18 protein-coding genes and 1 other annotated feature are annotated in these 23,425 nt (G+C 39.9%); of the genes, 6 read left to right on the top strand and 12 right to left on the bottom strand.

Translation table 11 applies throughout. The annotated features are described in order from the left end of the window. Positions 1-5: 5 nt before the first annotated feature. The 8 genes from sppA to ezrA form a co-directional block, all read right to left on the bottom strand. Entirely contained in the window at positions 6-1,010 is a 1,005-nt protein-coding gene (sppA, locus tag P5G49_RS05940; protein WP_301242561.1) for a signal peptide peptidase SppA, read from the bottom strand. A 79-nt stretch (positions 1,011-1,089) separates the two neighbouring features. Then, entirely contained in the window at positions 1,090-1,995 is a 906-nt protein-coding gene (gene rarD / locus P5G49_RS05935; RefSeq protein WP_301242560.1) for an EamA family transporter RarD, read from the bottom strand. Positions 1,996-2,051: 56 nt separating this feature from the next. After that, complete coding sequence (gene mbcS, locus P5G49_RS05930) at positions 2,052-3,629, bottom strand: acyl-CoA synthetase MbcS (RefSeq protein WP_301242559.1); 1,578 nt, start codon at positions 3,627-3,629, stop codon at positions 2,052-2,054. Between the two features lie 206 nt (positions 3,630-3,835). Further along, entirely contained in the window at positions 3,836-4,039 is a 204-nt protein-coding gene (locus P5G49_RS05925) for an alpha/beta-type small acid-soluble spore protein (RefSeq protein WP_301242558.1), read from the bottom strand. A gap of 140 nt (positions 4,040-4,179) precedes the next feature. After that, positions 4,180-4,392 (bottom strand): alpha/beta-type small acid-soluble spore protein, encoded by a 213-nt coding sequence (locus P5G49_RS05920; RefSeq protein ID WP_301242557.1) that lies wholly within the window; start codon positions 4,390-4,392, stop codon positions 4,180-4,182. An 83-nt stretch (positions 4,393-4,475) separates the two neighbouring features. After that, positions 4,476-5,684, bottom strand: coding sequence for a tRNA uracil 4-sulfurtransferase ThiI (gene thiI, locus P5G49_RS05915; RefSeq protein WP_301242556.1), 1,209 nt, complete (start codon positions 5,682-5,684; stop codon positions 4,476-4,478). A 3-nt stretch (positions 5,685-5,687) separates the two neighbouring features. Further along, entirely contained in the window at positions 5,688-6,818 is a 1,131-nt protein-coding gene (locus P5G49_RS05910) for a cysteine desulfurase family protein (protein ID WP_301242555.1), read from the bottom strand. Positions 6,819-7,050: 232 nt separating this feature from the next. Then, positions 7,051-8,745, bottom strand: a complete 1,695-nt coding sequence (gene ezrA / locus P5G49_RS05905) for a septation ring formation regulator EzrA (protein WP_301242554.1) — start codon at positions 8,743-8,745, stop codon at positions 7,051-7,053. A 246-nt stretch (positions 8,746-8,991) separates the two neighbouring features. On the opposite strand from ezrA, the gene P5G49_RS05900 reads away from it, so the two are divergent. Further along, positions 8,992-9,474 carry a GAF domain-containing protein gene (locus P5G49_RS05900; protein ID WP_301242553.1) on the top strand — a complete coding sequence of 161 codons (483 nt, stop codon included), beginning with the start codon at positions 8,992-8,994 and terminating at the stop codon, positions 9,472-9,474. Between the two features lie 37 nt (positions 9,475-9,511). Here the strand turns inward: P5G49_RS05900 and megL are convergent, their stop codons facing one another. After that, a complete protein-coding gene (megL, locus tag P5G49_RS05895; protein WP_301242552.1) occupies positions 9,512-10,726 on the bottom strand; it encodes a methionine gamma-lyase in 1,215 nt (404 codons plus the stop codon). A gap of 85 nt (positions 10,727-10,811) precedes the next feature. Beyond that, the gene (locus P5G49_RS05890) at positions 10,812-12,665 is read right to left on the bottom strand and encodes a sensor domain-containing diguanylate cyclase (protein WP_301242551.1); all 1,854 of its coding nucleotides are present in this window, start codon (positions 12,663-12,665) and stop codon (positions 10,812-10,814) included. A 332-nt stretch (positions 12,666-12,997) separates the two neighbouring features. Between P5G49_RS05890 and rpsD the strand changes: the two genes are divergently transcribed. Then, complete coding sequence (gene rpsD / locus P5G49_RS05885; RefSeq protein ID WP_301242550.1) at positions 12,998-13,600, top strand: 30S ribosomal protein S4; 603 nt, start codon at positions 12,998-13,000, stop codon at positions 13,598-13,600. A 135-nt stretch (positions 13,601-13,735) separates the two neighbouring features. Then, positions 13,736-14,302 carry a lysozyme inhibitor LprI family protein gene (locus P5G49_RS05880; protein ID WP_301242549.1) on the top strand — a complete coding sequence of 189 codons (567 nt, stop codon included), beginning with the start codon at positions 13,736-13,738 and terminating at the stop codon, positions 14,300-14,302. A gap of 97 nt (positions 14,303-14,399) precedes the next feature. Here P5G49_RS05880 and P5G49_RS05875 read toward each other — a convergent pair whose 3' ends face one another. Next, positions 14,400-16,232 carry a DNA ligase D gene (locus P5G49_RS05875; protein ID WP_301242548.1) on the bottom strand — a complete coding sequence of 611 codons (1,833 nt, stop codon included), beginning with the start codon at positions 16,230-16,232 and terminating at the stop codon, positions 14,400-14,402. 104 nt (positions 16,233-16,336) lie between these two features. Here P5G49_RS05875 and ku point away from each other — a divergent pair, with 104 nt between their 5' ends. Beyond that, positions 16,337-17,164 (top strand): non-homologous end joining protein Ku, encoded by an 828-nt coding sequence (gene ku / locus P5G49_RS05870; RefSeq protein ID WP_301242547.1) that lies wholly within the window; start codon positions 16,337-16,339, stop codon positions 17,162-17,164. A gap of 157 nt (positions 17,165-17,321) precedes the next feature. Here ku and tyrS read toward each other — a convergent pair whose 3' ends face one another. After that, on the bottom strand, positions 17,322-18,587 hold the full coding sequence (gene tyrS, locus P5G49_RS05865; RefSeq protein ID WP_301242546.1) for a tyrosine--tRNA ligase: 1,266 nt from the start codon (positions 18,585-18,587) through the stop codon (positions 17,322-17,324). A 52-nt stretch (positions 18,588-18,639) separates the two neighbouring features. Beyond that, positions 18,640-18,848: a binding site (T-box leader), on the bottom strand. A gap of 262 nt (positions 18,849-19,110) precedes the next feature. Between tyrS and P5G49_RS05860 the strand changes: the two genes are divergently transcribed. Together P5G49_RS05860 and P5G49_RS05855 are read left to right on the top strand one after the other, a co-directional pair. Continuing rightward, the gene (locus tag P5G49_RS05860; protein ID WP_301242545.1) at positions 19,111-20,232 is read left to right on the top strand and encodes an RNA-guided endonuclease InsQ/TnpB family protein; all 1,122 of its coding nucleotides are present in this window, start codon (positions 19,111-19,113) and stop codon (positions 20,230-20,232) included. Positions 20,233-20,449: 217 nt separating this feature from the next. Continuing rightward, positions 20,450-23,404 (top strand): transglycosylase domain-containing protein, encoded by a 2,955-nt coding sequence (locus P5G49_RS05855; RefSeq protein WP_301242588.1) that lies wholly within the window; start codon positions 20,450-20,452, stop codon positions 23,402-23,404. Positions 23,405-23,425: the final 21 nt, after the last annotated feature.

Raw genomic sequence — 23,425 nt, 5'->3', positions numbered from 1 at the left:
CTCCCTTATTTTTCACCATACAAATACATCATCCGTGGGGCATCATAATCTGAAAGTAACTTGCCAATCAGTTCCGACTCCACATTCCTACCAAATAGGTTACCGACATTCACCCCGAAAATTGAGGCAAAGCTGTCCATTGGTGCATATTCAAAAACTGTTGCATTCTCCAATTTGTAATCCGCCTTTAAAGCATCAATGACGTCACCCATTTTGCCGACTTCGTCCGCGAGACCGGATTCAATCGCCTGTCTGCCATTCATGATCCGGCCATCCGCCACTTTTTTCACAGCTTCTGGGGACATATTGCGCCCTTCAACCACAATATCCACAAAACGTTCATATGAGTCATTAATCATTTCCTGAAGCATATTATGTTCTTCTTTTGTCATTTCACGTGATCCACTCATAATGTCCTTATATGGACCTGTCTTTATCGTATTAAAATCAATACCGTATTTCTCGGCCAATTTTGCGTAATTCACACTTTCCATAATGACACCGATGGAACCTGTAATTGTTTCAGGGTGGACAAAGATTTTTTCAGCAGGTGCGGATACATAATATCCACCCGATGCTGCCATGCCACCCATCGCGACGTAGATTGGAATTTCCCTTTCAATTTGAATTGCCCGGATTGAATCATAAATATCGGATGATTCAACTACTCCGCCACCTGGTGTATTGACGGAAAGGACTACGCCTTTAACCGATTGATCATTAAGTACATCATTCAGCTGGGACATGAAAAATTGATGATTGTATCCCCCTGATGCGAATAGGGAGCTTCCAACGTCCTGAATGACGCCGTCTAATTTCAGGACAGCAATTCGGTCTCTGCTTCTGCCTTGCTCGATAACCTTTTCACTATATGCATTGTTTGCAGCACCCATCTGTTCCAAGAAACCGTTAAGATCTCTTGTGAATATGTACGATAGCGAATTGACGCCCACTGAAATAAAGATCAGAACCGCCGCAACTATGATTGCAATCCACCGTTTAATCGTCATAAGATTAGTTCCTCCTTCTCTTCTCCACTACTATATACGTATAACTTCACAAATTGTTTCATTTATTATTATTACATAGTTAGTGTGCATTCCTTTTCATTGATATTGACTCATATACTTTGGAGATTGTGAAAAGGATCAGCGCCGCCCAGATTATTGAAAACGAAAGCATTTCGATTACTGAAAATGCTTCCTTATAAACAACAACACCTAAAAACAGCATCATCGTAGGAGCGATATATTGGAAGAACCCAGACACGTAAAGTGGTATCATTTGAACGCCTTTCGCATACATGACTAACGGCAACGCAGTTGCGATACCTGTCAAAATAAGAAGTATGTCTGTCTTACTATCCAAATGCAAAAAGACAGCCTGTCCTTTCGTAAATAATAAAATATAATATCCTATTGCAAAAGGTGTCATGAATAGAGTCTCAATTGCCAGTCCACGGAGTGAATCCAACTGAATTCTTTTCTTGATGAAACCATATACTGCAAAAGTGATCGCAAGACTTAGCGAAATCCAAGGAAACTTCCCATATGAAATTGTCAGTATAATAACAGCCGACGTTGCTAATAGGAAGGCAATCTTTTGCATCGAAGATAATTTCTCTTTCAGAAAAAAAATGCCTAATAATACAGATACAAGTGGATTGATATAATACCCCAAACTAGTTTGTACTATATAATTATTATTAACCGCCCATATGTAGATGAACCAATTCGACGTTACCAATACCGATGCTATGAAGAGACTCCAGAATTGGAACTGTTTTTTCCAAAGTTCCCGTACATCCTGAACCAATTGTTTACCATTTCTTAAAATGACGATTAATAAAAGTGTAGAAAAGAATGCCCACATGATTCGCCCCGTAAGGATTTCATCACTTTGCACATGCGATAGGTGTTTCCAATAAATCGGCATAACTCCCCATAATACAAAGGATCCGGCAACCCAAAGGACACCGCTTTTTTCTGTCTGCATAACGACGCCCCCTTATTAGAATAAAACCGGCCTCCATATGGATGGCCGGTTTTTGTTCACCCTTTATTCTGCTCTGCTTTTCTTAACTCAACACGCATGATTTTCCCGGATGCCGTTTTTGGCAATTCATTAATGAATTCTATTTTACGTGGATATTTGTAAGGTGCAGTTAGTGATTTTACATGCTCCTGCAATTCCTTAGTTAAACTTTCATCATGTTTCATTTTTGGGTCACGTAATACGATAAATGCTTTGACGATTGCCCCCCGAACTTCATCGGGACTACCGACAACAGCACATTCTCGAACAGCGGGATGCTTAGTCAACGCATCCTCCACCTCAAATGGTCCTATTGTATAGCCTGAGCTGATTATAATATCGTCACCGCGGCCCTCAAACCAGAAATATCCGTCTTCATCAAGTTTCGCACGGTCTCCTGTTACATAATATTCTCCTCTGAACTGCATCTTTGTTCGTTCAGGATCGTTCAAATATTCCTTGAAGAGAGCTGGAGTGGAAATATGTACGGCAATATCTCCGACCTCCCCTGCTGAAACAGGGACCCCTTCATCATTAATGATGTCGACCTGGTTACCTGGAGTCGGTTTTCCCATAGACCCCGGCCTTGCTTCCATGCCAAGCATAGTTCCTACAAGTAATGTATTTTCGGTTTGGCCATATCCGTCCCTTACTTGAAGATTGAATACTTTGCTGAAAGTATCAATCACTTCTCTGTTTAAAGGTTCACCAGCGGATACTGCACTTTTTAAAGATGACAAGTCAAAGTCCTGTAAGTTTTCAGCTTTGGCCATGAAGCGGTATTCTGTAGGTGTACAGCATAAAACATTTACTTCATATTTTTTAATTGCTTCCAAATATGTTTTCACTTCGAATCGTCCGTTATATACAAGTCCTGTAGCTCCACTTCCAAGAACTGATAGGAATGGCGTCCAAATCCACTTCTGCCACCCCGGAGCTGCTGTGGCCCACACTACGTCGCCTTCGTTAATACCCAACCAGTTAGGACCTGCTGTTCTTAAATGAGCGTAACCCCAAGCGTGGGTATGAACGACTCCCTTTGGCTTCCCGGTCGTGCCCGAAGTATATGAAAGGAACGCCATATCGGTTCCTTTCGTTTTCGAAGCCACGAAATCTGAAGATGCATTATCCATTAATTCAGTCAAAGACTTCTGCCCTTTTTCCGATTTACCAATCACGAATAATTCAACATCATCCATATTAGTAACGGTTTCAAATTGATCCATAAATGCTTCATAAGCAACAATTGCTTTTGCACCACTATGCTCTAACCTGTATTCAATATCGGAGGAACGTAGCATTTCGGAACTCGGAATGACAACAATCCCTGCCTTCAGAGCGCCAATGTATGTAACATATGCATCGATTAAGCGAGGAACCATGACAAGAATCACATCACCTTTTCGAAGACCGTTTTCAACGAAAACATTTGCGGCCTTATTCGCTGATGCCATCAATTCATCGTATGTAATTTCTTTTTCATCGCCATTTGAATTTACATAAATGAGCGCGGGCTTACCTTCCCCGGTTGCGTACTTTTCAAATTCAGAAACAAGATTATACATCTCAGGTGCCACTAATTGCTCGCGGATCATTTGTTTCTCCCCCTTTTTGTATTAGTTCAATTATACAAACTCAATGACGAGAGTTCAAAACATATTTACTTTTCATACAAGACATTTGAATAATTGCTTATCCTATTGAGAAGACTTGGTGTGAGTTAAGCCGCTTCCCATTGATCTTGACGACTTCCCATAGAAAGAAAAAAACTGTCCTGGAATTATCCAGGACAGCCATTATATTAGAAGCCTTTCATTTGTGATTGGGCTTGACGCACTAATCGCTTTGTGATTTCTCCGCCGACGGATCCGTTGGCACGCGATGTGGAGTCCGGTCCAAGGTTTACACCAAATTCTGCTGCGATTTCGTTCTTCATTTGGTCGATTGCTTGTTGTACTCCTGGAACTAAAAGTTGGTTTGAGTTACCGCTGTTGTTGTTAGCCATGATGTTGTCACCTCCTTGTGACTATAGAATGTGCCGTATCCGGAAAATCATGCAGGAAATTTTTAAATGCAAGAAAAAAAGTGTGAAAAAATACGATAAAAAACTGCCCCGGAATGTTTCCGGGACAGTTTCATAAAACGTTATTGTTGTTGGTAGCCTTGCATTTGTTGTTGGGCTTGACGCACCAATCGCTTAGTGATTTCTCCGCCGACGGATCCGTTGGCACGCGATGTGGAGTCCGGTCCAAGGTTTACACCAAATTCAGCTGCGATTTCATTCTTCATTTGGTCAATAGCTTGTTGTACTCCTGGAACAAGAAGTTGGTTTGAGTTGCCGCTGTTGTTGTTAGCCATGTTGTTGTCACCTCCTTGTGACTATAGAATGGACCGTATCCGGAAATTCATGCAGGAGGTTTTAATGGTAATTTAATCCTTTATCAAAGCAGATCTTCGAAGTCATTTCGGTTTTTCGCCTGTGAAGAGGCTTCAATTACCGTTCTATTTTTAACTGCTTCATCAATCAAAGGTTGAAAATCAAAAAAGCTTTCATAATGATGAACTTTTTCTAATTTAGGTTTTGTCTTAGGATTTGAAGGTGTAAAGATTGTGCAGCAATCCTCGTATGGTCTAATTGAAATATCGTATGTTCCGATTTTTTGGGAGATGTCGATTATTTCAAGCTTATCCATTGCGATAAGCGGTCTTAGAATTGGAGTTGTCGTTACTTCATTAATAGCCGTTAAACTTTCAAGCGTCTGACTCGCCACCTGTCCAAGACTTTCTCCTGTAACAATTGCCAACGCCCCAATCTCTTCCCGTACTTTATCCGCGATTTGAAGCATCATTCTTCTTGTAGTTGTCATAGACAAATTATCCGGAACTTGTTGAACAACAGCTTGTTGCAGCTCCGTAAAAGGTATTATATGCAAGCGTACGGAAGCACCAAACAAACCAAGGCGTTCTGTCAAATCCATTACTTTTCTTTTTGCCAATTCACTCGTATAAGGCGGGCTTGCAAAATGGATTGCGTCAAGAGAGACGCCGCGCTTCATGAGTTGATAACCGGCGACCGGACTATCTATCCCACCAGACAGCATTAACAATGAATGTCCGTTCGAACCAACTGGCATTCCACCAGCACCTTTATATACTTTGGAAGTAAGGAACGCTCCATCCTTTCGGATATCGACCAACAAAATGATATCCGGCTTTTTCATTTGAACAACAAGCTCAGGATAATGGCGCAATACATGTCCACCTATTTCTTGTTGCAATTCGCCAGTAACATATGGAAATGTTTTGTCTGCTCGTTTAATCTCCACTTTAAACGTCTGTCCGGCCGTTTCACCGGAACCGATTACTTCCAAAGCTTTTGATTTTATAGCATCTAAATCCGCTTCACACTTTGCGACTGGGCTAAATGATTGGATGCCAAAAATAGCAGGAAGTCTTTCCATAGCTTTTTGCATATCTTCCTGGTCATCTGCGATTAAAAACATCCGATCCCGTTCAGCATTAATTCGAATTGATTGTAGATCCCGCATCGCATCTTTAATATTATTTTTCAATTTACGTACAAATACATTCCGGTTCCGGCCTTTTAAAGACAATTCACCGTATCGTATTAAAACTTCATTCCATTCCATTTCTTATTTTCCCCTCTCAATCAATTCCACAAATTCGCGTAAAACTGTAATAAATGTATCTACTTCTTCTTCTGTATTAGTGTTGCCGAAACTAATGCGGATGACACCATTTTTAAACTTTTTATCCAAATCGATCGCTTCCACGACATGACTTGCATTTTTGCTTTTCGAAAAACAGGCACTTGAAGTTGAAATGATGATGCCTTTCTCTTGAAAGTAATTGATAGCAACTTCACCATTGATCGACTTGAATGCTAATGAAATTATATGAGGAGCCGCATTATCAGGAGAAACGACTTTGACGAGTTCGATTTCAGCACACGCGTCGATAATCTTCTTTTTCCAATTTCTATAATTTTTTCTTTCGTGCTGTTCAGCACTAATTCTCATCGCTTTCGCCATAGATACAGCATTTGGAACTGATACTGTCCCGCTTCTAAGACCATTTTCCTGACCACCACCGAAATTTATAGCATTCGGTTTAACATTATTTTTGAAAAACAATGCACCAGAACCTTTTAGGCCATTGATTTTATGGGCAGAAATTGTAATGGCGTCAACACCAAGCGATCTCATACTTACAGATAATTTTCCATAGCTTTGCACACAATCCGAATGAAAAATAGTACGTCCACTTCTCTTTATCAATTCTGCACATTGCTGAATCGGTTGTATAGTACCAATTTCATTATTCACATGCATAATACTGACAAGAATTGTTTCTTTTTTCAACTTACTTTCCAATTCTTGAAGCGAAATCAGACCTTGTTCATCCACTGAGAGATAGTCGACTTCAAATCCGTCCTTTTCCAACTCGCGACATGCATTCAAGATTGATGGATGCTCAATTTGCGTTGTAATGATATGATTGCCTCTCGATTTATAAGCTTGTGCAAATCCGTGTATCGCCAAGTTATTCGCTTCCGTGCCACCGGATGTTATAACAACTTCTCCATCTTCATTGTCAACAAGTTCTAACATCTGTTCCTTCGAGCGTTTCAGCAAAACCTCTGCCTCTCTGCCCATTTGATGAATAGATGCCGGATTCGCATAAAATCGTAAATTGGCTGCAATAAAAGATTCAAGCACACTTTCATCAGGCTGCGTCGTTGCACTATTATCAAAATAAATCATTAAAATTATCCTTTCTATATAAAAACAACTGAATTTGAATTAGCAATTACTATATCGTTGATTGAAGCGAAAGGCGGCGACTCCTGCGGGAATAGCATGAGCTGAAGACCCCGCAACGAAGCGTAGCGTAGTGAGGAGGCTGAAGCCATGCCCGCGGAAAGCGCCCGCCTGAAGCGGAAATCAACTTTTACGTGACAAAGCCACCTGCACTAATGCCGGTGGCTTCGTTCCATTACACATGCTCTTTCAACATCTCTTCAATACGCCTCATCGAACCAGGCTCCACTTCCTCAACAGCCGTCGCCGCTTCCTCCAATGCCTTCGCATAACGGAATTGCCTAAATGATTCCTCCGCCATAAGCAAACGCTCATTCATAGCAGGATTTGCAGCACGATATCTATTTCCGTATTGGATAATTCGTTCGATAAGCATAACATTCTCCAAAAGCTCCTCAACCTTATCCTTTACTTCTTCCACAACCATTGTGGCATTTGCCAAATAGCTGTCTACAACCGCCATATTTAATGGCACTTCCTGTAGGCTCTGACTGACTAAATACAGTTGCTCTTCCGCTTCCTCAAGACGTGCATCCATCTCATCAGGAATACCAGGAATATTCCCGCGATGTAATTTCCGATCCACATTTTGAAGTTCTTTAGAAAGATCATTCAATTTGTTTCTAACGTTATTTTCGTCAATCCGCAAGTTTTTCATACGGTTCGCAAGCCTTTCCCGTTCCTCTTCGATTCCTTCAAGTTCATCCGATATTTCTTTAAGCTCGGTTTGCAATGAAGAATAGGCAGACTCTTCATCCTGCAGCAAAACTTTCAATATATCAAAGCGGTTCTGTAAACCTTCAAGCTTTTTTAAACTTAACTGTGGTAATTTCGCTTCCTTTTCGTCTAAGCGGTAACTTTGCTGAACGTATATTGCTTCATCAGAAGTTTCCATTGTCGAATGGATAGTTTGAGTAAGACTTTCTTCAACGTCATTGAAATATAAATCCACATAATGTCTTGCATTCACTTCATTTTCCAATGCATCGTAGAACGAGTCGATTCGGTCATGCATTTCTGTTACTTGCTGTCTTACTGAGTCGATTTCCAAACTAGACATTTTTGCTAACTGCTCTTCAATGCCTTCTTCAATTTCAGATAGCTGCTTAGACAACTCAAGATGCTTCAATGAATAGGATTGACTTTCCATTTCCCTAATTCCGTTCCGTAATTCCCGTATAGCTGTCGGAATCTTACTTTGCAGTTCAATCAGCAATGAAGGGATATCATGAAGTAGCATAGAAAGTTGCTCGCCTTTTGAAGTAAGCAATAATACAATTTCACGGGCCAATAAATAATTCCCGTTTTCGGTCAACTCATCATATTCTTTGAATTTTGGAGTAAATGATTCAAGCTCTTTCTCCAAAGGTTCTACAGTCATCCCGAATGCGTGTTGATGAGCCAATATTGTCTTACGCGCCGAGCGATATTGTTCACGAAGCTTCTCTATTTCAATGCGGTTCTTTTCCTCGCTGCCTATCAATTCATTCAACTCATCTAAAATCTCATTCTTTTTCCTATCACATTGTCGGATTTTCCCCTGGATTTCCTTTTCAAGAGTTGTTGCCTTTTTAAATCGAAACCGATCGATCATATCTTCAGCGTCAAATAGCAATGAATCGATTTTAGGCATATGTACATCGATGACCTCTGTCCATTCACTACGCCACCGTTCAAATTTCTCCTCTGTTTCACCCGTCATATTCAATTGTTTAACTTTCATCATTTCTTCAAAAATCGGTTTGTTTTGGATTTGCATTTTTTCATGTTCGAGCCTACCGATTTCTCGTATATGTTTGCGTCTGAATAAAAAGGCGATACTCATAAGAACAACTAAAACTATTATTGGAATGATGAAGTATTTCACCATTGTGATCCCCCTATTCCGAAGTCACTTATATATAAAGTTTAATAACGTAAATTTTCATATCGATGTACTACTAATTTTCAACTACTGTAAAATAATATTATCTTATATAGTAACATGTTTAAAGTGTTTTCGTATCGAAAACGAGCGAATTATAGGGAAAAAGGTGTTTTTTCGTCTAAAAGCGCGGAATTTGTAGAAAGTATGAAAGAAACGTATACTTAAAATATAATTTTTGGGGGTGTTATTTTGTTTACTTCTATTACTTATTCCGACAAACCGAAAGAAAAATACAGCCAATTGACAAGTCAGCTTGACGCCTTGCTTTCAGGGGAACCAAACCGTTATGCGAATTTAAGCAATGCATCAGCTTTATTGAATCAATTTTTTGACCGCATCAATTGGGTAGGCTTTTACTTGTTAGACGGTGAGAATGAACTCGTTCTTGGACCTTTTCAAGGGCTTCCCGCTTGTATCCGAATTCCACTTGGAAAAGGTGTTTGCGGAACTTCCGCATTGAAACGGGAAAGTATTGTTGTTCCGGACGTCGACCAGTTCCCTGGCCATATCGCTTGCGACTCGGCGTCACGTTCAGAAATTGTCGTTCCACTCATTAAAGACGGTAAACTCCTTGGTGTACTTGACATCGATAGCCCTGAACTTGATCGTTTTAGCGATGAAGACCGCCAAGGTTTGGAAGAACTTGTAGAAGTATTAGTTAAACATATATGAAAAAACATGGCCCGAAAAAAAGCATCGGGCCATGTTTTTATTTTGCATGCGCAGAATTATTTTTCTCCAAAATGGTAAAAGCTGATTCAAGGTCGGCAATCAAATCTTCTACGTGTTCCAGTCCTACTGATAGACGGAGTAAGGAATCTGATATACCCATTTTTTCACGCTCTTCTGCTGGTACTGATGAATGTGTCATTGTAGCAGGATGTTGAATTAGCGTCTCAGCATCTCCAAGACTCACAGCAATTTTGATCAATGAAAGGCTATCCATGAATAACTGAGCACCCTTTTTACCACCTTTTACTGTGAATGATATTAAACCGCCGCCTGCTTTCATTTGACGTTCAGCAATTTCATATTGTGGATTTCCTTTATCGAATGGGTAATAAATGTCTTCTACTAATTTTTGACCCTTTAAAAAATCTAAAAGTTTTTCCGCATTGGCTGTATGTCTTTCCATTCGGACAGGTAATGTTTTTAACCCACGGATCAATAACCATGCATCAAATGGCGACATGATTGCTCCATAATCTTTTTGAATGGTAAATCGTAGCCTTTCCATTTCGTCCGCATCTTTTCCAACAAGCAATCCTGCAATAACATCCCCATGCCCATTGATATATTTCGTTGCACTATGGAGAACGAAGTCGGCTCCTATCGCAAGTGGATTTTGCAAATATGGAGACGTGAATGTATTATCAACAACAACTCGAAGACCATGTTTCCTTGCAACCTTCACGATTAAATGCAAGTCTACCAATTCCATTGTCGGATTAATAGGCGTTTCTACGTAGATACAAACCGTTTCAGGTGTAATCGCCTTCTCAATTTCCTCTTCAGTAGTCATACTGATCAAACTATGTGTAATGTTATATTTTTCTTCCATTATTCTCAACAAGCCGAATGTGCATCCGTAAATTCCCCTCGAGCAAAGTATATGATCCCCAGCCTTTGTCAAGTGAACGAGTATAGAGCTAACAGCAGCCATTCCGGAACCAAATGCGAGTGCACCCGCCCCATCTTCAAGTGCAGTCATTCTTTCCTCTAAAACACGGACGGTCGGATTTCCAAGTCTAGAATAGATATTTCCCGCTTCTTCCCCCGAAAACCTTTTTTCCCCTTGTTCCGCCTGTTCAAATGAAAATGTTGAAGTCTGATAGAGAGGTACAGTTAGACTACCATGGTGTTTCGTATCGTCATAGCCTTCATGAATCACAAGCGTATCTTTGTGTAACGTGTTCTTTTTCATCCCAATCCCGCCTTTCCTCATTTGTAAGCACTTACATTCCTTGATTTCATTCTACACTTTTTATCCAAAAAGAAAAAGAGTAACTTCAGCAAGGTCCATTTGCCGAAGCCACTCCATGTATAATGAATTGATTTTTTCCATTACCCTTAGCATTGTATAAGGCTTGATCGATTGATTGAAATAGTTCATGGAATGGAATTCCTTCATCAGGAATCCAATTTCCCATTCCAATAGACACTGTAACACTCGGTTCAGTAACTGTGGGGATTTCTTTGACGAGTAACTCCGCTAATTCAACACCTTTTTCTACTGAAGCGGCTGGCAATAAAATAGCTATCTCTTCTCCACCCCATCTGCTTGCAAAACCTATATTATCCACTTTTGAAATGATGAACGAAGCGATCTGCTGTAAGACAGTGTCACCAATATAGTGACCGTATGTATCATTCACCAATTTGAAATCATCAATATCCATCAACAAAAATATGCCTGATTCCCTATTTTCAATTGTTGAAACCACATACTTGTCAAAATACGTTCTAGTGAACAGCTTTGTTAGACTATCTTTATTGACGAGAGTTTGTAATTGATCTCGTAGCATTACGTTGGAAATCGCTAATGATGAATGGCTTATTAAAGAGCGCAAAAGCTTAAAATTATCAAAAGAGAAATTATCACCCTTATGCAATAGGATGACAAACCCGATCATATTATCATTATTGGTGATTGGAAGTGCTACAAGCGAATTAAAACCAGAGATTTTAACTATGTTGTTCTTACTATTTACATCAAAAATATATTCTTCCCCATTCTTTAAACGTGATAAAATGGAGTCAACTACTTTCATGCCCGCTTCTTTTTCAAAAAACGATGTGGTAGAAGGTAAAATAATTGAATCACTTTCTTCTTGAAACGCAACAAACGCAATTTCATCTGGATTAAAGGCTTTCATGAACTGCGCGTTAAGATATGCGTACATATCGCCTAAATCCAAATTACTGTTCAATTCCCTTGACGTTTCATCGACCAATTGCAAATCACTTACAAGCTGATGGGATTGTTCGTATAAAGTTGCATTTTCAAGTGCACTTCCAGCAACATTCGTTATCAATTTCACAAAGTTTTTTTGAGTAGATGAAAACGCAGCGTCTTTGGTCGTCACAATCTGTAAAACCCCATAGGTCCCTTGTCTTCCGCCAATTGGAGCATTCATCAATGTACCCTTAAAATCCTCCGCATTTTTCTCGATTGTCAAATCTCCTGAAAGAAAAGCGTCAACAGCAGAGGCACGTTCATTCACATAATCGAATAACCGGTACCCCATTGTCTTGTCCTTATATTCTTGGGATAGTAGGAGATGCACATCACAACCTGAAAAGGACTTGAATACTGCTTTCATCATTTCCTCAATAATGACATCCCTGTCCATCGTTGAATTAAAGTGCTCCGTCACTTCAAACAGACGTCTATACATCAATTCATTCTCTGAAAGCTGATGGACTTTCACAACTTGACCAACAAAAGTGCCTAATACCTTCTTTAAATCCCTTAAATAAGCAGATTCAGCAAAAGCATGCCATTTATCAGTTACCTTAAAGATTATTGCTGCCAGCGGATTCAGTTTATTATCACGAATAATAAGCGAATCATCGTTAATATCACCCGAATGTGCTAAAAGTGAAAGGTTAATCATGGGGTAATCATCCATCTTGCGAATTCCGACTTTAGATCCATTTTCCAAATCCACTAAGGATAAAATTGGTAGAAAACGGTTATTATCATATATAAGGATTTCAGCATCAATAATTTCAAAATAACTCATAAACAATTTCTTGCATTCTACAAGCATTTCTTCCATCGACAGTTCATCGACCTTACTTGATAACAAATCGAAAACAGCACATTTCAAGTCGACTACAACTATTTCATGATTACACATTCTATCACCCTCATCTACTGTCCTCCGATATCTATATACCTTATTGTAATTCAACTATCCTTTATTAACCAGTGTTTACTTTAGATCCAAATAGGTATTTTCTAATAAAAAACTTGATTGTCATTCTAATATTTGTTAAGATGGAACTTGTGTAAAATAGTTGCAGCAGTTGTATGATTCATGCTGTCCAGTCTATTCCTTTCATATAAGGTGCATCGTGTAACCTTGAGGCTGCTGAGGCGAGGATGCAAGAAATAGAATGGCACAAGGATTGAATACATCTGGTTCTTATTTTACAACAAAATAAAACCAAATTAGAGGAGGAGTCTTTCATGGCTCGTTATACAGGTCCATCTTGGAAAATTTCCCGTCGTCTTGGCGTTTCGTTGAGCGGCACAGGAAAAGAAATCGAAAAACGCCCTTACGCACCAGGACAACACGGTCCTACACAACGTAAAAAACTTTCCGAATACGGATTGCAATTACAAGAAAAACAAAAACTTCGTTTTATGTTTGGCGTAAACGAACGTCAATTTAAAACAGTATTCAACAAAGCTGGTAAAATGCCTGGTAAACATGGTGAAAACTTCATGATCCTTCTTGAAACTCGCCTTGACAACCTAGTATACCGCATGGGTCTTGCACGTACTCGTCGTGCTGCACGCCAACTTGTTAACCATGGCCACATCTTGGTTGACGGAAAGCGCGTTGACATCCCATCTTACAGCGTAAAACCTGGACAAGAGATCTCTCTTCGTGAAAAATCTCAAAACCTTACTGCTGTTAACGAAGCTCTTGAAGTGAACAACTACGTTCCTGAGTTCGTTACATTCAATGCAGACACTAAAGTCGGTACATTCGTACGTCTTCCTGAGCGTAGCGAACTTGCTGCTGAAATTAACGAAGCTCTTATCGTTGAGTTCTACTCACGTTAATAGTAGCATAAATGCTAATAAAACCCTTGAAATGTTGTTATATCAACGTTTCAAGGGTTTTTTCGTTTTTGTTTATTTTGTTTGTGTTAAGATTAGCAATAAGTAATAATTTTGAAATAGAATGGAGGCGTCAAGATGAAGACAAAAAATGCCCTCATTGTAGTAAGCTTAATGGTCCTATTATTAGTCGTAATGTCCGCTTGTAACATTTCAGATGATTCATCTCAATCAACTGAAGCCTTTTCCGACAATAACACGTTAACTGAAACCGCAGCTGAAACAAAAGAAAATGATGTCCAAGAAGATCATACGACCGACATAGTAACAAAAATAGAAGGACGAACAGGGTTTATAGAAAGATTAGACAACATCCAAAAGGAACTTGATGCATTACCAGAAAAAGAGGATTCCGATAAAGGTGTAACAAACGCTATGAAAAGCTACTATGGAGTTTCCTATGAAAGATATGACAAGGAATTAAATGAGATTTATGCTTTGTTAAAGAAATCGCTATCGCCAAAGACAATGAATGAATTAAAAACCAAACAAATTAAGTGGATAAAACAGAAAGAGATTGCAGCGGAAGAGGAAAGAAAAAAGTATGATGGCGGAACTTTTGAATATGTTGCCTATTATATTTCCTTATACGAATCAACAAAGAATAGATGTTATGAATTGGTTAATGAATATATGACAGACTAAAACTGCGATTGGGGAAATTCTCCTTTTGCGCTTTCATTGAACGCTTTCTTTACGAAAACCCCGAGATTGTAGTGTAATTTCGGGGTTTTTACTTATCTTATAACAGCTCCTTCAACTGCTCAAGGACTACTGAGAATGGTTGGGCCTCCCCCACTTTCCTAAATTCCCTAAATGGATCCCCAATGGTTTTCATCCGCTCCATTACGGTGTGTATTGTAAATTGCTCGGGTCGTAATGAATCCCCTACCTCTTCCCACTTCAACGGTGTTGCAATTGTACCTATTTCTGTACCCCTTGGAGAATATGGTGCTACGATTGTTTTTCCTTCGTGATGTTGGACGTAGTCCAGGTAGAGTTTGTTTCCCCTGTTTTTCTTCAGCCGCTCCGTCGTAAACCATTGCGGTTCTTGGTCGCATAGGAAGTCGGAGACAAATTTTGTAAAAATGCGTGTTTCATCATATGTGAATGTGTTGTATGGAAGTGGAATATATAATTGCAACCCTTTCCCGCCAGATGTTTTGATAAATGATTCTAATTGAAATTGATCGAATATCGCTTTTAAACGTACTGCAGCCTCAATGGAGAGGGAAAATTCATCGACGGAAGGCGGATCCAAATCGAAGACGATTTCTGTTGGCATTTTTGTATCTATTGTTTGAAAAGGAATATGGAATTCAAGCGCAAGCTGGTTCCCTAACCAGAGTAATGTCATGATGTCATTGCACACAATATAGTCAATATCATCATCCCTTGATGTTTTGACAAAATCGGGAGCATAATCAGGAACACTTTTCTGATAGAATTTTTCGCCGGGAACCCCGTGAGGAAATCGGATTAGTGTGAGATGGCGTTCTTTAAGGAATGGAAGCATGAATGGTGCCGCCATTTGCAAATACAACAGGTAGTCTTCCTTCTCTATTCCACTTTTCGGCCAGACCGGCTTGTCAGGATGCGTGACTTGGACGTTCTCCGGAATCGGATTCAACTGCCTTAACATCTGCCGCCACTCACATTCTTCAGGGTTCATTTCAAATGCAAAAGAATGGAACCTTGGCTCGCGCAAATGCTTCCCGTCAAAGCTGATGCAATTTATATTCGCACAGATGGAAGGTGCAATTTCATAAATGGAATTTCCAATGCTTTTCCCATTTGCAAGGAACAATTCGCTCAGCGTTTTCATTTCCTCATCTGTCATACCATGCTTGAAGGTTACCACTTCAATGATCTCACGTTCGTGATAGACCGAACCCGTAAAGAATCCATTCACCTGTTCATATTTCGTTATAATAATTGTGACTTGCCGCCAGTTTTTCACTTTCAGCCATTGATTTGTCCGTTTTTCATTGCTCCAGATACTTCTCTTCTGCTTTGCAATGATCCCTTCCCCATTGCTGATTCGGATGTGATTCCACAATTCCTTCCCATCAGTAAATGTTTCTATCATTTGAAGTAAGCTTTCGTGTCGATACTTGACGTGGCATGGCAGCCCCAATTTTTCAAAACACTTTTCAAGTTCCATTTTCCTCTTTTCAAGTGCGGAATTTGCCATATCCTTACCCTTGAAAGTGATAAGATCGAAGACTATATATTGGCATGGGAAGGCTATTGAATGTTCGGCGATCACTTCTTTCTTCCGCATCCGTCCCCTCGTTTGCACGATGGAAAATTCACTTCTGAAATCGTTTTGCAAATAGACCAATTCCCCGTCAAAAACAATTGGCAGGAATGGTTTGATTAAATGTTCCATTCGTCGGCAAGCTTCTATAATTTCTGGAAACATTTCATTTAACAGTTTTTCATTTCTACTGAATAGTTGGATCCCTTCTTTATTCCAATGAAGAATTGTTCGGAAACCGTCGTATTTCGTTTCATATATCCATTCTTTCCCTACGGGTATTTCATTTGCATCGGACATTAACATTGGTTTCATTAAATCGCTCTCCACTGTTTTTCTTAGTGTTAGACCGATTTCATTTCGTATACATAGGAATGAAGGATGCTCTCATACTAAAAAATAAAAGCAGGTGAAACTTCATGCACACAGTATGGAAAGGCAGCATCAGTTTCGGATTAGTCAATATCCCGATCAAACTCCATGCAGCTACGGAAAATAATGATATTAAATTGCGCCAACTTCACAAGGAGTGCAATTCACCGATTAGTTATCAAAAAGTATGCCCCGTTTGTGATAGGGAAGTGCAGAATGAAGATATCGTGAAGGCATATGAGTATACAAAAAATAAGTTCGTCGTTTTAGATGACGAAGAGCTTGAAAATTTGAAGAAGGAAAATGAAGAGAAAGCTGTGGAAATTATTGATTTTGTGAAGTTGGTGGAAATTGATCCAATTTATTTTGAAAAAAGCTATTTCATGGCACCCGATGCGAACGGCGGAAAGGCATATGCATTATTGCGCAAGGCCTTAAAGGACTCCGGAAAAATCGGTGTAGCCAAAATCATTATCCGTTCGAAAGAGCAATTGGCCGTAGTGAGGGTTTATGAAGGGGCATTATTGATGAATACAATCCACTTTCCGGATGAGGTCAGAAATGTAGAGGATGTCGGGAATATTCCAAGCGAGGATACAGTCGTGCAAAAAGAACTGGATACCGCACTTTTATTGGTCGATCAATTGACAACCGCTTTTGATCCTACGAAGTACACGGATGAATATAGGACAGCTTTGATGGAATTAATCGAAGAGAAAAAATCAGGCAATGCTACTGTTGCTGCGAAAGAAAAACAACCAATTTCGCCATCGAATACAACCGATTTAATGGCGGCATTGCAAGCATCTCTTGATAAGACTAAAAAGAAGAAATCCGCAACAAGGAAACGGACGACTGCGAAGAAGAATGCATGAAAATCGGCGGAGCGGTGGGTTGTCACCGACTTTTTGGAGTTTATCACCGCTTCGGGGATTTACCACCGACTCTTTACACTTTACCACCGACTCGCACTTTTCCAGGCCAAAACACCATCAAAAAGGCCAATCCCATCACAGGATTGGCCTTTTTGCATTAAATAAACTTCACCATTTTATAATTCTTCTTACCGCGGCGGACGATTGTGAACGTATTGTCAAGACGATCAGCAGCCGTCACTTCATATGCCGTATCCGTCACCTTCTCACCATTCAACGAAATCGCACCATTCGTTACGTCTTCCCTTGCTTGGCGTTTTGATGGAGATACGCCTGCTTCGACGATGAAATCGACGATATTTTTATCAGCCAACTCCATTTCAAATGTCGGAACATCCTTGAATGCATCTCTCATTTCTTCAACCGTCAACGCCTTCAAGTCCCCACTGAACAAAGCTTTCGAAATACGAATCGCTTGATCCAAAGCATCCTGACCATGGATAAGACGTGTCATTTCTTCAGCCAATGCTTGTTGCGCCTTGCGAAGATGCGGTTCTTCCTGTACGGAAACCTCCATAGCTTCAATCTCTTCCCTTTCCATGAAAGTGAAGATTTTCAAATACTTGATGACATCCGAATCGGCTGTGTTGATCCAGAACTGATAGAATTCGTAAGGGGATGTTTTTGCTGGATCCAACCAAATAGATCCTCCCGCTGTTTTACCGAATTTCGTACCATCCGCTTTTGTTACAAGCGGCATTGTGATTCCGAATGCTTTCGCTTCATCATGATGTGTTTTTCTAATAATTTCGAGCCCTGTTGTAATATTGCCCCATTGGTCAGAACCACCGATTTGCAAACGGCAATTGTATTTATCGTATAAATGGCTGAAGTCAGCCCCTTGAATAAGCATGTAGGTGAATTCCGTAAAGGAAATCCCTGTCTCAAGACGGGATGCAACGTTTTCTTTCGCTAACATATAGTTAACGCTTAACAGCTTTCCATAGTCGCGGAGGAAACTAATTGCGGACATTTCCCCAAACCAGTCTTTATTGTCGACTAAAATAGCCCCGTTTTCATTACCGAAATCAAAGATATTCTCTAATTGCTTCTGGATTCCAGCTACGTTTTTGGCAATTTGTTCTTCGGAAAGAAGTTGGCGCTCGTCAGCTTTGAATGATGGGTCCCCGATCATTCCTGTAGCCCCGCCGACAAGAACAATCGGTCGGTGGCCATGTTTTTGAAAACGACGAAGCGTCAAAAACGGAACGATATGCCCAATGTGCAAGCTATCTGCCGTTGGGTCTGTTCCGCAATATAATGAAATCTTTTCCTCATTCAATACCTTTTCAAGACCTTCTTCATCAGTCGATTGGTATAAGAGGCCTCTCCATTTCAAATCCTCAAGTAACTCGTTCGTCATCCTAATCCCTCCAATAAAAATAAAAAAGCCCCTACATGATTCAACTGAATCATGCAGGGACGTTATGAACTTAGTCAATTAACGCGGTACCACCCAGCTTGAGAATATCAAAATAATTCTCCGCTCAAAGACGCATTATCGCCGCGTACGCGTCGCACTCCAAAGCTGTAATTCGCAAACGATATTCCGAGCAACTTTCACCAACCGCTGCCTCTCTAAACGGATTCATCGCCACTACTTCGGCTTCTTCAACATGCAAAAAAATATGTAATCCCTATTGTAATCTAAAATATCCGATTGTCAAACATTTTATATTGATTGTCGTAAAATGTGCTATAATAGGAAGGATTTAGATGAGATGGTGGCAGTTATTCAGCTATATAATAATGTAAAACACTGTCGTTTCATATAATGTTTGATGTGTTGTAATTACAGAGGTATCGATTAATTATCGTGTTTAGTTGAATACTCCAAGGATAGCGGACGAATAAAGCTAAAAAGATGATTAGGGAGTTGTTAGAGATTGATTCTTTCGATGAAAATCAGACTCCGACCGACTAAGCTACAGGATGAACAGTTATGGAAGTCTGTAGGAACTGCCAGATGGGCATATAATTGGGCATTAAACAGACAACAGGAAAACTTCAAGCAGGGAAACAAGTTTATTTCTAATAATGTTTTAAGGAAAGAACTAACAGAACTGAAACAATCGGAAGCGTTTAGCTGGTTATTTGATGTATCAAACAATGTTACAAAGCAAGCAATAAAGGATGCTTGCAATGCCTATAAAAACTTTTTCAAAGGGCAAGCAAAGTATCCTAAATTTAAAAGTCGCAAAAAATCAAAGCTATCCTTTTATAATGATACCTCTAAATTGAAGGTGAAAAAGAAACTTGTTTTAATTGAAAAAGTGGGTTGGATAAAAACAAGTGAACAGATTCCAATTGGTGTTGCATACATCAATCCGAGAATCAGCTTTGACAATAAATATTGGTATATATCCGTTGGGATCGAACAGGAATTTGAACAGCCTAAACTGACAGATGAAGTTGTTGGAATTGACTTGGGGATTAAAGAGTTAGCGATTTGTTCCAACGGTCAAGAATTCAAGAACATTAACAAAACGGAAAAAATAATAAAGACCGAGAAACGCTTGCGTAGGTTGCAACGAAGTGTTTCCCGCAAATACGAAATGAATAAGGAGGGAACTCGTTTCGTCAAAACGAGCAACATTATAAAACTCGAACAAAAAATACAACACCTACACAGACGATTAACTAACATCCGAATCAATCATATCCACCAATCAACGAACGCTATCGTGAAAACCAAACCAAGCAAAGTTGTGATGGAGGATTTGAATGTGATTGGGATGATGAAAAATCGCCATCTTTCAAAAGCAATTGCTAACCAAAAGCTTAAAGAATTCTCACGCCAAATGGAATATAAATGCGAAAAATATGGAATTGGATTCACTAAGGCGGACCGTTTTTACCCCTCTTCTAAAATATGTTCCTCATGCGGAACGATTAAGAAAGATTTGAAACTATCTGATCGTGTGTATTCGTGTGAATGTGGATTGAAGATAGATCGGGATATGAACGCAGCATTGAATTTGGCGGGCTATGGAAGATTAACAGTTTAGTCACCAACAAGACACTGTTAATGTGTAGGGTTCGTTGTACCCGAATTTACGCTTGTGGACTGTTAGACCAAACGAAAGTAGCTTCGGCAAAATCGGACAGAATGAAGCAAGAATTAAACATACTTTGTAGAGTTTTATGAAGTTTTGACAACGGGATGAAATTTTGAACAAACGACGTAAAAACAGGATAGATCTAATAGAAGAAAAATTTGATGCGATGAAGAATAAAGGCTGGGCGAAAGGCGTCCGAATTACTTCGGGGGTTATTTGGAACCTATTCCTTTTATTCCTTATCTTCGGGTTAACGCTTGGTGTTTTTGCAGCTTCTGTCGGTGCTGGTTACTTCGCGTCACTTGTTGCGAAAGAACCTTTACGTTCAAAGACCGAAATGCGTGATGCCATTTTCAACTATGAAGAGACCTCAGAAATCTATTTTGCAAATGACATTTACTTAGGAAAAGTGAACTCTGATATTGAACGTAAACAAACTACTTTAAAGGATGTTTCCCCATTTGTCATCGATGCTGTTATGGCAACAGAAGATGAATACTTTGAAACACATAATGGAATTGTTCCAAAAGCGATATTCCGTGGACTTTTCCAAGATGTTACTAACTCATCAAGTCAGACAGGTGGTTCAACCTTAACGCAGCAATTGATAAAAAACCAAATTTTGACAAATGAAGTTTCGTATGAACGAAAGGCAAAAGAAATTCTCCTTGCGATGCGAATTGAGCATTTTATGGATAAAAATGAAATCCTTGAAGCCTATTTAAATATCATTCCATATGGTAGAAATGCAATGGGACAAAATATTGCGGGCATCGAAACTGCTGCAGAAGGAATTTTCGGAATTAAGGCTAAAGATCTTAATTTACCCCAAGCAGCCTACATTGCGGGTATACCGCAAGCGCCTTTTGCCTACACGCCATTCCTCAGTAATTATTATGGCGGAGGTTTGAAGAACGAAAAAAACATCAAGCCCGGAATTGATAGGATGAAAACTGTCCTTTTCAGGATGAAAGAAACTGGTTATATATCTGAAGCTCAATATGAGGAAGCAATCGCTTACGATATTACGAAGGACTTTAGAGAAAAAACACAGCGAGCAACTGAAAGATACCCTTACCTAACTCAGGAGATTCAAGAAAGAACAAAAGAAATACTTGCGAAAATGCTCGCTGAAAAAGACGGAATCGATCCTGAACGTTTTGAAGAAGATGATAAAGTCAAAGGAAAATATAAGATTCTTGCAGAACGCGAGATGCGTACAGGCGGATATCGAATCTATTCGACGATCGACAAGACTTTGTATGATGAAATGAATAAAGTCGCAGAGGAATTTGAGTATTATGGCTTCACGTATACCCGCGAAGAAAAGGATTTTAGTACAGGTGAAACCGTATTGAAGGATGATCCTGTTCAAGTTGGTGCCATCATGCTTGAAAATAGCACCGGCCGAATACTATCCTTCGTAGGCGGACGTGATCACCAGTTAATTGCCCTAAACCATGCCACCCAAGCATTCAGACAAAACGGTTCTTCTATGAAGCCGCTTCTTGTTTATGCTCCTGCAATTGAATATGGATTTATTGGTGCAGGCAGCCCAGTAGTCGATGTCAAATTTGATATAACAGTGGGAACTGAACCGTGGAGTCCTTCCAACTATTACGCCGATTTGGAAAATGGGATTATTCCGGCAAGACAAGCACTTGCTGAATCACTGAACCTTCCTACAGCACGGTTATACAATGAAATCATCGATAGAAGACCAGCCGAATTTCTTAAGAAAATGAATTTCACAAAGCTACATGCTGAAGACTATGTGAACTATTCCACATCGTACGGCGGCATGAAGATTGGAGTAAGTGTAGAACAAAATACTAACGCATTCGCCACTTTTGCAAATGGCGGGAAGTTTATCCAATCGTATATCATTGAAAGAATCGAAGATATGAATGGCAACATCGTTTATCAACATGAAGTAAAACCAGTTGATGTATTTAGCCCTGAAACTTCCTATATCATCACCGATATGCTGAGAGACGTGATAAAGCCTGGAGGAACAGGACAACAAGTACCCGGTTTTATGAACTTCAAGACAGATCTTGCTGCAAAAACAGGAACAACAAATGGATACGGTGACGCTTGGTTGGTCGGTTATAATCCTAATGTTTCGCTTGGTCTATGGTTTGGATATAAAGACCATACGCGAAAATTGTACACAAGGGGAACCGGTCAAATGCATCCGACTACTCGAACGACAATGCTATTTAGTAGGTTGCTAAACAAAGCAAATGAAGTTAAACCTGACATAATAGGGGCGGGCGACTCATTCAAACAACCTGAAGGAGTTGTTTCCAAACCTTTCTGCGGGATTTCAGGACTGGCACCATCTGCAGCTTGTTCAGGAGCAGGTTTAATCAGATCTGATTTATTCAACTCGAAGGTAATGCTACCGACGGAGCCCGATGACAGCATAATCGACGCATCGTATGTTTCAGTCAAAGGCAGCCGGTATATGGCACTTCCTTCGACCCCAGCTGAGTTCATAGTTTCAGGTGGTACTGGCGTAAGCCAAAGCTTTATAGACCGGATGCTTGGATCTTGGGGTGGCGATGCATCCAAACTATTCCCATCCATGTCCGTATTTTCATCCAGTGTTGTATCAGGTGCAGAATTCTTAGCTGACGATGTTGCACCAGCCGGAGTTAGCGCATCTATTGAAGGTTCTAATTTAGTATGGACAGAATCCTCATCCAACGATGTAATCGGTTATTATGTATATCATAATAATAATCGGATAGCTACAATACACGATGGCTCACCGAATTCTCTGACTGTAGGTCCTGGTAACTATTATGTCCAAGCCGTCGATATCACTGGTCTGTTATCTGGAGCATCAAATACAGTGACAGTCGAAAGGCCGAATCCTCCACCTTCAACTAAACCTGATGATGGAAATGATGATGAAGCTGATGATGACAAAACCGAACCGACCACTCCGCCAGGAAATGACGGAAACGGTAGCGGAAATGACGATGGAGATAAAGGGAATAATGGAAATGACGGAAACAAAGGTAATAACGGCAACAATGGAAATAACGGAAATAACAACGGAAATAACGGAGGCAATAAAAAACCACCTTCCGATGATGATGGCGATGATTAAGAAAAGGGACCCTGAACTTAG

The sequence above is a fragment of the Sporosarcina highlanderae genome (assembly GCF_030433715.1).
GTDB lineage: Bacteria > Bacillota > Bacilli > Bacillales_A > Planococcaceae > Sporosarcina > Sporosarcina highlanderae.
Note: the sequence above shows the minus strand (reverse complement) of the source record. Positions and strands in the feature narration are given on the sequence as shown.

Bases quoted from the DNA above. Each gene is read 5' to 3' on its own strand.
- sppA (WP_301242561.1), bottom strand. From the start codon at position 1,010: ATGACGATTAAACGGTGGATTGCAATCATAGTTGCGGCGGTTCTGATC.
- rarD (WP_301242560.1), bottom strand. From the start codon at position 1,995: ATGCAGACAGAAAAAAGCGGTGTCCTTTGGGTTGCCGGATCCTTTGTA.
- mbcS (WP_301242559.1), bottom strand. From the start codon at position 3,629: ATGATCCGCGAGCAATTAGTGGCACCTGAGATGTATAATCTTGTTTCT.
- P5G49_RS05925 (WP_301242558.1), bottom strand. From the start codon at position 4,039: ATGGCTAACAACAACAGCGGTAACTCAAACCAACTTTTAGTTCCAGGA.
- P5G49_RS05920 (WP_301242557.1), bottom strand. From the start codon at position 4,392: ATGGCTAACAACAACAGCGGCAACTCAAACCAACTTCTTGTTCCAGGA.
- thiI (WP_301242556.1), bottom strand. From the start codon at position 5,684: ATGGAATGGAATGAAGTTTTAATACGATACGGTGAATTGTCTTTAAAA.
- P5G49_RS05910 (WP_301242555.1), bottom strand. From the start codon at position 6,818: ATGATTTATTTTGATAATAGTGCAACGACGCAGCCTGATGAAAGTGTG.
- ezrA (WP_301242554.1), bottom strand. From the start codon at position 8,745: ATGGTGAAATACTTCATCATTCCAATAATAGTTTTAGTTGTTCTTATG.
- megL (WP_301242552.1), bottom strand. From the start codon at position 10,726: ATGAAAAAGAACACGTTACACAAAGATACGCTTGTGATTCATGAAGGC.
- P5G49_RS05890 (WP_301242551.1), bottom strand. From the start codon at position 12,665: ATGTGTAATCATGAAATAGTTGTAGTCGACTTGAAATGTGCTGTTTTC.
- rpsD (WP_301242550.1), top strand. From the start codon at position 12,998: ATGGCTCGTTATACAGGTCCATCTTGGAAAATTTCCCGTCGTCTTGGC.
- P5G49_RS05880 (WP_301242549.1), top strand. From the start codon at position 13,736: ATGAAGACAAAAAATGCCCTCATTGTAGTAAGCTTAATGGTCCTATTA.
- P5G49_RS05875 (WP_301242548.1), bottom strand. From the start codon at position 16,232: ATGAAACCAATGTTAATGTCCGATGCAAATGAAATACCCGTAGGGAAA.
- ku (WP_301242547.1), top strand. From the start codon at position 16,337: ATGCACACAGTATGGAAAGGCAGCATCAGTTTCGGATTAGTCAATATC.
- tyrS (WP_301242546.1), bottom strand. From the start codon at position 18,587: ATGACGAACGAGTTACTTGAGGATTTGAAATGGAGAGGCCTCTTATAC.
- P5G49_RS05855 (WP_301242588.1), top strand. From the start codon at position 20,450: ATGAAGAATAAAGGCTGGGCGAAAGGCGTCCGAATTACTTCGGGGGTT.